Consider the following 12,535-nt stretch of genomic DNA (forward strand, 5'->3'; position numbering starts at 1 on the left):
TTCTTCCTCTTCCAGAAAGCGTGGATGTCATCGGCGTCGGACCAAGGTCTTGGCCTCCGCATTGACATTCCTTATTTAGACAATGCGAATATGGTGTGGCCGGGGAGCCCGCTATGTTCATTGACTACTACGAAGTTTTGGAAGTCAGCCCGAACGCCAATTCGGAAACGCTGGAGCGCATATTTCGCTATTTTGCGATGCGCTATCATCCAGACAATCGCGAAACCGGCGATGAAGCCCGTTTCAGTGAAATCGTGGAAGCCCACAATACGCTCAAGGATCCGGTCAAACGCGCACAATACGACATCGCGTACAGGGACCATGCCGGCCTTCGCCGTCAATTGACCGAGGAAGCCAGCAACACCAAAGGCATCGAGCGTGACGTCGTGATCCAGGCCAGGCTGCTGTCGCTGCTTTACGCGAAGCGCCGGCACGACGTCGGCAATCCCGGGATCGGAGATGTGGAGCTCGAACGCCTGTCAGACTGTCCGCGAGAGCATCTCGAGTTTCATCTCTGGTATCTGAAAGCGAAGGGCTGGATAGCAAGAGTGGAAAACGGGACGATCGCGATTACGGTGGAAGGCGTCGATCGGGTCAACTCCGAACACCGTCGCGATCCCACCATCCGGCTCCTGGACCATACAGCTCCCTGACGCCTCACCCCGGAGAAAGCAGGCCGAAAACCCGCCGCCCATACACGACACTGGCCTCTTCAGCTCTGCTGCGCCTTCAGTTCCAGCCGCCGCGCGTGCAGCACCGGCTCGGTGTAGCCATTGGGCTGGACGCGGCCCTTGAAGACCAGGTCACAAGCGGCCTGGAAGGCTATCGACTTGTCAAAGTCGGCCGCCATCGGCTGGTAGAGTGGGTCTCCCGCGTTCTGGCGGTCGACGATGTCAGCCATGCGCTTCATCGTCGCCATCACCTGGTCCTCGCTGCACACGCCGTGGTGCAGCCAGTTGGCGATGTGCTGTGAGGAAATACGCAGCGTGGCGCGGTCTTCCATCAGGCCGACATCGTTGATGTCAGGCACTTTCGAGCAGCCGACGCCCTGGTCGATCCAGCGCACGACATAGCCAAGAATGCCCTGCGCGTTGTTGTCGAGTTCCTTCTGGATGTCCTCGGGCGACCAGTTCGGCCGCACGGCGACAGGCACCGACAGGATGTCGTCGAGCTTCGCCTTCGGCCGGTTCTTCAGTGCCGCCTGCACGGCGTGGACGTCGACCTTGTGATAGTGCGTGGCATGCAGCGTCGCCGCCGTCGGCGACGGCACCCAGGCGGTGTTGGCGCCGGCCCTGGGGTGGGCGATCTTCTGTTCCAGCATCGCCGCCATCAAATCCGGCATCGCCCACATGCCCTTGCCGATCTGGGCGTGGCCGGCCAAACCGCATTCCAGCCCGATATCGACATTCCACGCCTCGTAGGCGGAAATCCAGGCGGCCTGCTTCATGTCGCCCTTGCGGATCATCGGGCCGGCTTCCATCGAGGTGTGGATCTCGTCGCCGGTGCGGTCGAGGAAGCCGGTGTTGATGAACACGACGCGCTCTTTTGCGGCGCGGATCGCCTCCTTGAGGTTGACGGTGGTGCGCCGCTCCTCATCCATAATGCCCATCTTGATGGTATTCTCAGTCATGCCGAGCAGGGCCTCGACGCGGTCGAAGATCTCGACGGCGAAAGCGACTTCGTCGGGCCCATGCATCTTGGGTTTCACGACATACATCGAACCGGCGCGGGAATTGGCGCGGCGGCCGTTCGGCCCGACATCGTGCAGCGCGATCAACGCAGTCAGCACCGCATCGAGGATGCCTTCAGGGACCTCGTTACCGTCGCGATCCAGTATCGCCGGGTTGGTCATGAGGTGGCCGACATTCCTGACCAGCATCAGCGAGCGGCCGGGCACGGTCAGCGTGCCACCGGCGGGCGCGCTGTAGGAGCGGTCGGGATTGAGCTTGCGGACAAAGCTCTTGCCGCCCTTGGTGATCTCTTCCGCCAAATCGCCCTTCATCAGGCCGAGCCAGTTGCGGTAGACAACGACCTTGTCCTCAGCATCCACCGCCGCGACCGAATCCTCGCAGTCCTGGATGGTGGTCAGCGCCGATTCCAGGATGACATCGGCGATGCCAGCCGGATCGGTGCGGCCGATCTGGTTGTTGCGGTCGATCGCGATCTCGATGTGCAGGCCGTTGCGCACCAGCAGCACCGCATCGGGATTGGCCGCGTCGCCACGGTAGCCGACGAATTGCTTCGGGTTGGCCAGCGTGGTCGAGCCGGCCCCGGCGCTCAGCCGCAAGGCACCTTGCGCCAGCGACAGCCCGTTGACCCCGGCCCATTTGCCCGAGGTGAGCGGGGCAGCCTCGTCGAGAAAGGCCTTCGTCCAGGCGACGACCTTGGTGCCGCGCGCCGGATTGAAGGCTTTGCCCTTTTCGGCGCCATCCGTTTCGGGGATGGCATCGGTGCCGTAGAGCGCATCGTAGAGCGACCCCCAGCGCGCATTGGCGGCGTTGAGCGCATAGCGCGCATTCATCACCGGCACGACCAGCTGCGGTCCGGCAACATCAGCAATTTCGGGGTCGACATTGTCGGTCGATACGCTGAAGGCCGGGCCTTCGGGAACGAGATAGCCGATTTCTTTCAGGAAGCCCTTGTAGGCCTCCATGTCGACCGGCGCGCCATGCTCGCGATACCAGCCGTCTATCTGTTCCTGGATGGCGTCACGCTTTGCCAGCAGCGCCCGGTTCTTCGGCGCCAAATCATGGATGATGGCCGAAAAACCGTTCCAGAAGGCGTCCGCTTCGACGCCCGTGCCCGGCAGCGCTTCCCTGGCCACGAACTCATGCAGCTCGCGGGCAATCCGCAATCCGGCGATCTCGATGCGGTCGGTCATCAGGCTACTCCAGATGAAAGGCTTTGCGGGCCTTTGGCATGTCAGGTTTGCCGGGTCAATTCAGCTTAGGGTGAAGGTGGGCGTATTTCGCCGCCCCGCTCAAACCGCAATCCTTGGCCTTCCCGAGGCCACGGCCACGACATGCGCCTCGATGAACATGCGCTGGGCTTCGACGGTCGAGACGCGGAATTCGGTCGAAACGTCGATCTCGGCGCTGTCGGTGCCGGCCTCCATAGCGCGCTCCGCGACGATGGCGCGGACATCGGCCTCGGCCGCCGCGATAGCCGTCGCCTCGTCGAGGAAATCGCGCACGGTCTCGCCCGAGGCGAGACGAAACAGCCCTTCTATGGGCTGGCTGACCCGCGCCTCGGCCGAAACCCTGACCTGGCCGACGACGGCGCCAAGCGCGTTGGCGACATCGGTATCCCTGGGCACCACGCAGTCATTGCCGATCAGCGGCGGCAGCCCGGCATAATGCAGCGGCGCCGAGGCGCCGAGGCCGATGACCGGGCGGTCGAGCGCAACGCTCAGGCGGGCGATGCCGGGATGCGCGTCGACCGCGCGCTGCACCAGGGCGTGCGCCACCGTCGACGCCCCATCGAGCCCATCCTCGGCAAAGGCGGTCTCGAGGATGTATTCGGCCGACCAGCGGGTCAGCGTCACCAGCACCCGCTCCGAGATCGCTTCCGGCGAGGCGGCGATGTACTGGCCACGGCCGTCACGCTTGCGGGCGAACAATTCGGCGCCGAGGCGCGCGGCGATGGGATCCCAGTTCGCCTGCTTGCCCAGCACATGGGCGGCGTCCGACGGGGTGAAGCCGGCGACATGCACCAGCCCGCGCGACACCAGCCGGTTCAGCGTCGCGTTCTGCGCGTTGGAACTCAAAAGCCTGTCGACGGCGAGCGGCACGGCACCGATCAGCTCGTAGAGCCTGGCTTCGGCGCCGGTCAGGCCGGCGGCGAGCCGGTCCGGCACGCCGGTGCGCACCGCGAAGCGGCCGTCCATGCGGCCGGGATTGGGCGCCCGCAGCTGGCGTTCGAGTTCGGAGGTGACAGCTATACCGTGCGCCATGCCGGCCAGCGCCAACGGCACCAGGCGGCGCGGCCCGAGCAGGATCTTCGGGTTGAGCGCGCCATCTTCCAGCGCCACTTCGGAATCGCCGCCGAGGCCGAAGGTGCGCATGGCGACGGCCTCGACCATGGTGCGGAAGCCGCCGACGGTGGCGCCTTCCGGATCGAGCCTGGGACGGCCGCCGTCGAGCACGGCGACGTCGGTGGTGGTGCCGCCGATGTCGGACACCACGGCATTGTCGAGCCCGGTCATGTGGCGGGCGCCGACCAGGCTGGCGGCCGGGCCGGACAGGATGGTCTCGATCGGCCGCTGGCGGGCAAACGCGGCCGAAACCAGCGCACCGTCGCCGCGCACCACCATCAGCGGGGCTGCGATGTTGCGTTCTCCAAGAAAACCTTCGGTTGCCGCCACCAGCCGGTCGATCATCGAGATCAGCCTGGCGTTGAGCAAAGTGGTCAACGCCCGGCGCGGGCCGCCGAGCTTGGCCGACAACTCGTGGCTCGATGTGACCGGCAGACCTGTCTTTTCGCGGATCAGCTCGCGGGCGGCGATCTCGTGCGCCGGATTGCGGGTGGCAAAATAGGCGCAGACGGCAAAGCCGGACACCGACGCGCCGAGTTCCGGCAGCATCGCTTCCAGCCCAGAGAGGTCGAGCCTGGCGGCATTGCCGTGCACATCGTGACCGCCCGGACAAAAAACCACCGGATCGGTGCCGAGCGCGGCCTTCAGCCCGTCGCGAGCGAGGTCGCCCTCGGAAAAGCCGATCATCACCAGCGCGACACGACCGCCCTGGCCCTCGACCAGCGCGTTGGTGGCAAGCGTCGTCGACATCGAGACCAGCTTGATGGCGGCCGGATCGGTTCCGGCTTTCTGCAGCACCGCATCGACGGCGCCGGAAATGCCGACGGCAAGATCATGCCTTGTGGTCAGCGCCTTGGCCTTGGCCAGCACCTTGCCCTTGTTCGGCCCTTCTTGCGGGCCTTCCGTTTCAGACCACAACACGGCATCGGTATAGGTGCCGCCGGTGTCGATCCCGAGGAACAGCGGCTTTGGCTTGGTCTTGGCGGTCATTTTTGGCGGCGGTCCGGGTGGCAATTTATTTGTCCCTGCCCTTAGCCGATACGGAGCGGGCGATAAAGCCGCGAGCGCTGGGCCACGGGTAATCTCCCCCCTCGAGGGGGAGATGTCGCCAAAGGCGACAGAGGGGTCGGCACGACTGGATGCGACTTCATACGAGGCGAAAGAGGAAGCCAGCGCTCTACGCGAGACGACCCCCTCTGGCCTGCCGGCCATCTCCCCCTCAAGGAGGGAGATCGCAGCTACCCCACAAACCCCACCTTCTTGTGCGTCCCATCGCAGAACGGTTTGTTGGCGGAATGGCCGCAGCGGCAGAGGAAGGCGCGTTGCGTACGGTCGACCGTATGGCCGGTTCCGGTGACGATCTCGAGATTGCCCTCAAGCTTGAGCGGGCCATTGGTGGTCGGCGTCACTTTCAGCGGACCGTTCCTCGTTTCGAGCGCCGGCGTGTCCTTCAGCGGCGGCTCGCCGGTGGCGGCAAAACCGGACTTGTTGTGGCTGCCGTCGCAAAACGGCTTGCTTTCCGAAGCGCCGCAGCGGCAGAGCGTGGCACGATAAGAAGTCTCGCCGTCGAGCACGATCTCGGCGTGTACCGCCAGCGGGCCGTTTTCCCGCAGCCGCACCGTGTTGACCACCGGTGATTGCTCCTGCGGCCGGCCATCCTTCCTGACATAGGTGATGGCGCCCGAAGGGCAGCTCTCGGCGATGGCGACGATCTTCTCGACGCTGGCCGCCTCGGGATGGATCCATTGGCCCGGCGCGTTGGGCACGAAGACATGCGGATCGCCGAGCACGCAGTTGCGCGAATGGATGCAGCGCTTGCCGGAAAACCCGACGTCGATCTTGTCGCTTTCGACCATGCCGGCCATAGCTGGGCTCCTTTTGCCTGAAGCACGTCGCGTCTGAACAGTTCGAGGCGGCGCGCGCTGGGTATTTGCACAGGCTATGGCTCCGGCCCGAAGACCGTCAAGCTGGCAAACCGGTCAGGGGACCAGTTCGATCTCCTCGGTCTCGCCGCCGCTACAGGTGTAGCAGCAATCCTCGCATTTTTCCGTGTTGCCGGGACCGACGCCCCAATAGGTGCCCTCGTCGCCATCGACCCAGGCGCCGTAGCAGATCGATTCGCCCGCGTTGCAGGATATCGGCAGCTGCTTGGTCTCGCCGTCGTCGAGGAAATAGTCCTTGTCCTCGCCCGGCCAGACATAGTCGCGATCCTGGCTGTAGAGCTCGACGCGCATGGCGTTCGGGTGGCTGTTCTTGATGGCGAAGGTGACATCGTCGGCTTGCGCCGCCGACGCAACCAGCATGACGAAGGACAGCGCGGCCAGCATGCGGCGCGCATAGGCATGAAACATGATACCCCCCGAATAAGCGGCCCACCCGGCCGCGGGGCGACCATTGCATGCAGCGCTGAATCGCGGAAGTGGACCGGACGAAGCGATCCCTGACTTAATTTGGGTCCAACGACACTTCCGCGCTCTACGGCACCAGATCGATCGTCTCGGTCGAGTGCTCCACGCAGATGAAGCAGCAGGTGTCGCAGGGCTGGTCGTTGTCCGGCCCCACGCCGGCCGAGAGGCTGTCGTTGCCGTCGGCCCAGGCGCCATAGCAGATTTGTTCGCCCTGATTGCAGGACAGCGGCACGGATTTCTGCGACTCGGGTTCGATCAGGAACACCTTGTCATTGCCCGGCCAGACCGTCTCACGGTCGCGGCTGAACAGCTCGACCGCGACAGATTCCTTGCGCAGGTTCTTCACGAAGAAAGCCATGTCGGCGGCCTGCGCCGAGGCGGTGAAGACCAGCGCCGTCAGTGCAACCATACGAAACAGCGTCACGGCCTGGATCTCCCGAATCATCGCGGCAGAATCGCATGCCTGCCCGTAACTAGGAAGGCGCGGAACCCTGCGTTGCGATGTCATGCCCCAGCCGCACCGTTTCATGCACCAGAAGGTCGAGATCCTCGCGCCGTGTGCGATGATTGGTGATCGCCACGCGCAACCAGTGCTCGCCATGCACCGTGGTGTCCGAAAGGGCCGCAATGCCCTGTTCCTGCAACCGCAGCATGACCTCCGTGTTGAGCGTCTTCAGAGCCTCGCCTGTCAGACCGGGCTGATAGCGGAAGCAGACGATGTTGACGGTCGGCGATGCCGCCAGCTGCAATTGTGGCGCGGCCTCGATCAAGCCGGCAAGATAGACAGCTTGGGCAATGTTCTGGTCGATCAGGCGGCCGAATTTCTCGACGCCGTGCTCCTTCAGCGCCATCCACACCTTCAGCGCGCGAAAACCGCGCGACGTCTGCAGGCCGTAATCATGCAGCCATTCGCCGGAAGCAAGGCCGCGCGGCGTCGATTCGAGATATTCCGGCGTCACCGCGAAGGTCCGGCGATGCGCCGCGGCATCCCTGACCAGGGCGCAGCCGACCTCAAATGGGGCGTGCAGCCATTTGTGGGGATCGAGCGCGACCGAATCCGCCCGTTCGATGCCGGCGACGCGATGCGCGTTTTCAGGCGCAATCGCAATCAGCGCGCCGATGCAGCCGTCGACATGGAACCAGAGGCCTTCCTCATGTGCCAGCTTCGCAAGCGCCTGCAAATCGTCGATCGCCCCGGTGTTGACGGTGCCGGCCGTACCGATGACGCAGGCCGGCTTGAACCCTGCCGCGCGGTCCTCAGTGATCGCCGCACGCAAGGCAGCGATATCGATGCGCAGCCCGGCATCGGTCGGGATGCGGCGCAGTGCCCGGTTGCCGAGGCCGAGTGCCTCCATCGCCTTGCGGTGGCACGAGTGTATCTGCTCCGAGCCGTAGAAGCGCAGCGGCTTCTCGATGGCAGCAACGCCATGCTCGCGCACGTCGATGCCGGCCTTGACGTTGCGCGCCACGGTCAGCCCTATGATGTTGGCCATCGAGCCGCCGCTGACCAGCGTGCCGCCGGCAGAAGCCGGAAAGCCCAGCATCTCCTTGCACCAGTTCACCACCTGGCTGTCCATCAGCCCGGCGGCGTGGTTGCCGCCGCCGAGGTTGGAGCCCTGGATGGCCGCCAGGAAATCGCCGAGCGCGCCGGTGAAGTTGCTCGACCCCATGTACCAGGACCAGAAGCGCGGATGGGTGTTGCCCATCGGATAGGACATCACCGTGCGCGAGACCTCGCCATAGACGGCGGCAAGCGGTGCCGGCGAGCGCGGCAGCGGCGCCGCGAAGGCCTCTCTCACATCGGCTGGCATCTCCCGCCAGACCGGGCGGTCGCGCACATCGCGGAGATAATCGACCGCATCGTCGATGACGCGGTGCGACAGGGCCTGTACATCGGCCCAGTCCGGGGGATCGAGCGTTTCCTCGGCCATCAGGCCGAGGTTTTCTGCATGGCGTCCATACCGGATCTCCCGTCAAGTCGCCGGGAACTGGCAGCCGGGCGTCGAGCGCGACAGGGCGGCCTCCTCGGCATCCATCTCGGCCTCGATGCCATCGAACAGCGGCGTCGACATGTAGCGCTCGCCGGTGTCGGGCAGCATGCACAGGATCACCGCCCCGGCCGGCGCCTTCTCCGCGACCTGCCGTGCCACGGCGAAGGTGGCGCCGCCGGAAATGCCGGTGAAGATGCCCTCTTTCCGCGCCAGTTCCCTGGCCCATTTGATGCCCTCGGGCCCGGCGATCGGCATCACCTCGTCATAGAGGCTGGTGTCAATCGCTTCCTGCAGCACGTTGGGGATGAAATCCGGCGTCCAGCCCTGGATCGGGTGCGGCTCGAAGGCTGGATGGCTGGCGGCCGGGGCACCATCGGCGCCGCGCTGCTGCACCTTGCCGCTGCCGATGAGCTGCGCGTTGGCCGGCTCGGAGAGCACGATGCGGGTTTCCGGGCGCTCGCGGCGCAGCACGCGCGCCACGCCCACCACCGTGCCGCCGGTGCCATAGCCGGTGACGAAGCAATCGAGCCGCGAGCCGGCGAAATCATTGACGATCTCGCGCGCCGTCGTCGCCTCGTGGATGGCGGCATTGGCGGCCGTCTCGAACTGGCGGGCGAGGAACCAGCCATTGGCCTCGGCCAGTTCCACCGCCTTCTTGTACATGCCGAAACCTTTTTCGGCGCGCGGCGTCAGCACCACCTTGGCGCCCAGCATGCGCATCAGCTTGCGGCGCTCGACCGAAAAACTGTCGGCCATGGTGACGACCAGCGGATAGCCCTTCTGCGCGCAGACCATGGCGAGGCCAATGCCGGTGTTGCCGCTGGTCGCCTCGACAACCGTCTGGCCCGGCTTCAGCGCACCGCTGCGCTCGCCCTCCTCGATGATGTTGAGCGCCAGCCGGTCCTTCACCGAAGCGCCGGGATTGAAGTACTCGGCCTTGACGTAGATCGTCGCGTGGGCCGGTCCGAGATTGTTGATGCGCACCACCGGCGTGTCGCCGACGGTGTCGAGAATGCTGTCGAACAAGCGGCCGCGCCCGGCCGTGGTTCTGATCTTCTGCTGCTGCAACATCTTGGTCTCCTTGATTGTCATCGCGTCTTGTCTTCACGGGCCGGTTACAAACCGGCGGGTTGGGCGACGAGGTTTGGTGACCTTGCCGCGCTAGGACTGACATGCCGCACAGCGGCAATGGCTGCATCCGGCGCTGAAATCCGCTGCCGGATGCGCCGTGTCGTGTTTGGTGATACAGGAGAGGCCGACAGGCCAGCGTGGGAGCAGGCGTGGAAACGCACGTGGAATCCAGCCGATCGAGGCCGGACGGCGGCATGCCGGTCCTTTCCGTGCGCCTGCTCGGAACGCTGGCGATCTCCCGCAATGATGTGCCGGTTACGTTGCCGTCGTCACGCAAGCTGCGCGCTCTGTTGGCCTATCTGGCGCTGGCGCCGCATCCTGTCAGCCGCAGCCGTCTGTGCGAGTTGCTGTGGGATGTGCCGAACGATCCAAGGGGCGAGCTGCGCTGGTGCCTGAGCAAGCTGCGCGGCGCACTCGACGCGCCGGGTCGACACCGGGTCGTGACACAGGGCGACACGATCGCGCTCGATCTCAGCGATTGCCTGGTCGATGCGCTGGAGGTCAGCCAGGCCGCCACGCAAGGGATCGGCACGCTTGACATCGGGCGCTTGCGGGCGCTGGCCAAACTGTTTGCCGGCGATTTCCTCGACGGGCTGGAGCTCGAGCGCAGCCCGCATTTCAACAGCTGGCTGATCGCACAGCGGCGCCGTTTCCACTCATGCCACGTCGCCGTGCTGGAACGGCTTGTCGCGAGCCTGCCGGCGCATAGTGACGAGGCGATCGCCCATCTCGACACATGGGTGGAACTGGCGCCGTTCGACACGTGCGGACATCTGGCGTTGCTGTCCAATCTGGCAGGGCGCGGCGAGGCCGGCGCGGCAGAGCAGCACCTGGCTTCGGCGGAGCGATTGTTCCGGTCGGAGGAGCTCGATTGCGCACCGCTTCGCGCGGCCTGGCAGGCGATCCGTGAACAACGGCCCGGGGCCTCGCTACGGACACAGGCGGCCTGCCTGTCCACGCTATCGCCACTGGTGGCCACCATGCCCGCCGCACCCGGCCCGGTCGAGCCCAGCCACGCTTCGCTGGCGGTGATGCCGTTTGTCGAGGAGAGCGGCGGCACGCGCGGCGGATTGGCCGACGGTTTCACCCACGACATCATCACCCGCCTGGCCAAGCTCAGGGATTTCTTCGTCATCGCGCGCGGATCGGTGTTTGCGCTGGCAGAGCAGAACATCGCGCCCGAGGATGCCGGCCGCCGGCTGAATGTCGACTATGTCGCCACCGGCACGGTGCGCAGCCCGTCTGGCCGCCTCATCGTCGGCGTCGAACTAATCGAGGTGCGCAGCGCCAGGATCATCTGGGCCGAGACCTTCGAGCGCAGGCCCGATGACATCTTTTCCGTGCTCGACGACATCGGCAACAGTATCGTCTCCTCGATCTCGGCCGAGATCGAAACCGTCGAGCGCAACCGCGCCATGCTGAAGGCGCCCAACTCGCTCAACGCCTGGGAAGCCTACCATCGCGGCCTCTGGCACATGTACCGCTTCACCCAGGCGGAAAACGAGCAGGCGCGGCATTTCTTTGCCCAGGCCTTGCATCTCGACCCGACCTTTGCCCGCGCCTATGCCGGCCTGTCCTTCACCCACTGGCAGAACGCTTTCCAGCGCTGGGGCGACCGCGACCGCGAAAGCGCGCTGGCCTTCGAGAGCGCCGGACACAGCCTGCTGGTCGACGACCACAATCCGGCCGCGCATTGGGCGATGGGCCGGGCGCTGTGGCTGCGTGGCGAGCAGGACGGCTCGCTGCTCGAACTCGAGCGGGCTGTCGATCTCAGCCCCAACTTCGCGCTTGGCCACTACGCGCTGTCCTTCGTGCATTCGCAGTCGGGCGACCCGCGAGCGGCGATAGGCTCTTCGGATCATTCGCGCCATCTCAGCCCGTTCGACCCGCTGCTGTTCGGCATGCTGGGCGCACGCGCCATGGCGCATGTCCGGCTCGGCCAGTTCGCGGAAGCGGCCGAATGGGCGCTGAAGGCGGCGGCGCGGCCCAACGCCCACGCCATCATACTGGCGATCGCCGCGCACTGCCTGGCGTTGGCCGGACGGCTCGACGAGGCGCGCGGCTTCGCCGCCGCCATCCGCAAGACAAGGCCGGACTATTGCGCCGACGATTTCATCGGCACCTTCCGCTTCGAGCCGGACGCCGTGGCGCTGTTCCGGCAGGGCGCCAGGCTTATCGGGCTGAACTGAAGCCTGGCATCGCCATCTCTGGGATCGCCTGGGAATTTCGCCTCAATTCCGCTGGGTTAACGAAGTCGGAAGGAGTTGTTTAACCGTTTGCAGCTATGTCACCGCGTGGGGGACCGACAAAGTGAGTATGATGAGCAACAGCCCCGACAAACGCAATGAATGGCGCGCCATCTTTTACGTGCAAGCTCGCGTTGCCATCCTGTTTGTCCCGGTGGTTGCCAGCCTGCTGATCATAGCGGCGCTTGCCGGCAACGAACGCAAATCCGTTCCCAGCATGATCGACCCGACCGTCACCGGCTCCGTGCGGTAGACCGGCGGTCATCGGCTCTTCGAGATGCTGTCGGAGGCGGGCGCCTGGCGTGCGCTATCGGCGGTTTTCATTTGGCGCTAAAATCATCCGATGGCACTGAATGAGTGGGCCCGAACGATCAAGCGCGATGTGCATGCGCTCTACCTCGCCGCTCGCGATCCCCGAACGCCCTGGTACGCCAAGGCGCTTGCCGTGTGTGTTGCAAGCTATGCCATGTCGCCAATCGACCTGATCCCCGATTTCATTCCGGTGATCGGCTATCTCGACGACGTCATCCTTGTCCCTTTGGGCGTCCTTGCCGTGGTCAGGATGATACCGCCCGAGGTGATGGCGGAACACAGAAAGACCGCCGCGCTGGCCGCCGACAGGCCGGTGAGCCGCTACGCGGCGGTGATCATTGTTTGTATCTGGACTGCCTCGATCGTGCTGGCCGGGTGGCTGGGATATCTGTATTTCGCCGACTGACTGCCAGG

At 65.2% G+C, this 12,535-nt stretch carries 11 protein-coding genes; 4 read left to right on the top strand and 7 right to left on the bottom strand.

The window, feature by feature from the left end:
- Window positions 1-113 precede the first annotated feature (113 nt).
- Complete coding sequence (locus AC0L3E_RS21685; RefSeq protein ID WP_128307576.1) at window positions 114-653, top strand: J domain-containing protein; 540 nt, start codon at window positions 114-116, stop codon at window positions 651-653.
- Between the two features lie 59 nt (window positions 654-712).
- Here AC0L3E_RS21685 and AC0L3E_RS21690 read toward each other — a convergent pair whose 3' ends face one another.
- From AC0L3E_RS21690 to cysK, 7 genes are all read right to left on the bottom strand, one after another.
- Entirely contained in the window at window positions 713-2,881 is a 2,169-nt protein-coding gene (locus AC0L3E_RS21690; protein ID WP_473605579.1) for a malate synthase G, read from the bottom strand.
- A gap of 99 nt (window positions 2,882-2,980) precedes the next feature.
- Entirely contained in the window at window positions 2,981-5,023 is a 2,043-nt protein-coding gene (locus AC0L3E_RS21695) for a hydantoinase/oxoprolinase N-terminal domain-containing protein (protein ID WP_473605580.1), read from the bottom strand.
- 248 nt (window positions 5,024-5,271) lie between these two features.
- Window positions 5,272-5,898: a CDGSH iron-sulfur domain-containing protein gene (locus tag AC0L3E_RS21700; protein ID WP_473605581.1), complete on the bottom strand. Its 627-nt coding sequence runs from the start codon at window positions 5,896-5,898 to the stop codon at window positions 5,272-5,274.
- 114 nt (window positions 5,899-6,012) lie between these two features.
- Window positions 6,013-6,384 carry a hypothetical protein gene (locus AC0L3E_RS21705; protein ID WP_027040247.1) on the bottom strand — a complete coding sequence of 124 codons (372 nt, stop codon included), beginning with the start codon at window positions 6,382-6,384 and terminating at the stop codon, window positions 6,013-6,015.
- 124 nt (window positions 6,385-6,508) lie between these two features.
- Entirely contained in the window at window positions 6,509-6,865 is a 357-nt protein-coding gene (locus AC0L3E_RS21710; RefSeq protein ID WP_127396247.1) for a hypothetical protein, read from the bottom strand.
- A 49-nt stretch (window positions 6,866-6,914) separates the two neighbouring features.
- On the bottom strand, window positions 6,915-8,372 hold the full coding sequence (locus AC0L3E_RS21715) for a pyridoxal phosphate-dependent decarboxylase family protein (RefSeq protein WP_473605582.1): 1,458 nt from the start codon (window positions 8,370-8,372) through the stop codon (window positions 6,915-6,917).
- A gap of 42 nt (window positions 8,373-8,414) precedes the next feature.
- On the bottom strand, window positions 8,415-9,503 hold the full coding sequence (gene cysK, locus AC0L3E_RS21720) for a cysteine synthase A (protein ID WP_127268753.1): 1,089 nt from the start codon (window positions 9,501-9,503) through the stop codon (window positions 8,415-8,417).
- A 254-nt stretch (window positions 9,504-9,757) separates the two neighbouring features.
- On the opposite strand from cysK, the gene AC0L3E_RS21725 reads away from it, so the two are divergent.
- From AC0L3E_RS21725 to AC0L3E_RS21735, 3 genes are all read left to right on the top strand, one after another.
- Window positions 9,758-11,752: a transcriptional regulator gene (locus AC0L3E_RS21725; RefSeq protein WP_473605583.1), complete on the top strand. Its 1,995-nt coding sequence runs from the start codon at window positions 9,758-9,760 to the stop codon at window positions 11,750-11,752.
- 127 nt (window positions 11,753-11,879) lie between these two features.
- Window positions 11,880-12,062: a hypothetical protein gene (locus tag AC0L3E_RS21730; protein ID WP_013528612.1), complete on the top strand. Its 183-nt coding sequence runs from the start codon at window positions 11,880-11,882 to the stop codon at window positions 12,060-12,062.
- A 90-nt stretch (window positions 12,063-12,152) separates the two neighbouring features.
- Window positions 12,153-12,527, top strand: coding sequence for a YkvA family protein (locus AC0L3E_RS21735; protein ID WP_473605584.1), 375 nt, complete (start codon window positions 12,153-12,155; stop codon window positions 12,525-12,527).
- The last annotated feature ends 8 nt before the right edge of the window (window positions 12,528-12,535 follow it).

This window comes from Mesorhizobium sp. WSM4822 (genome assembly GCF_055811155.1).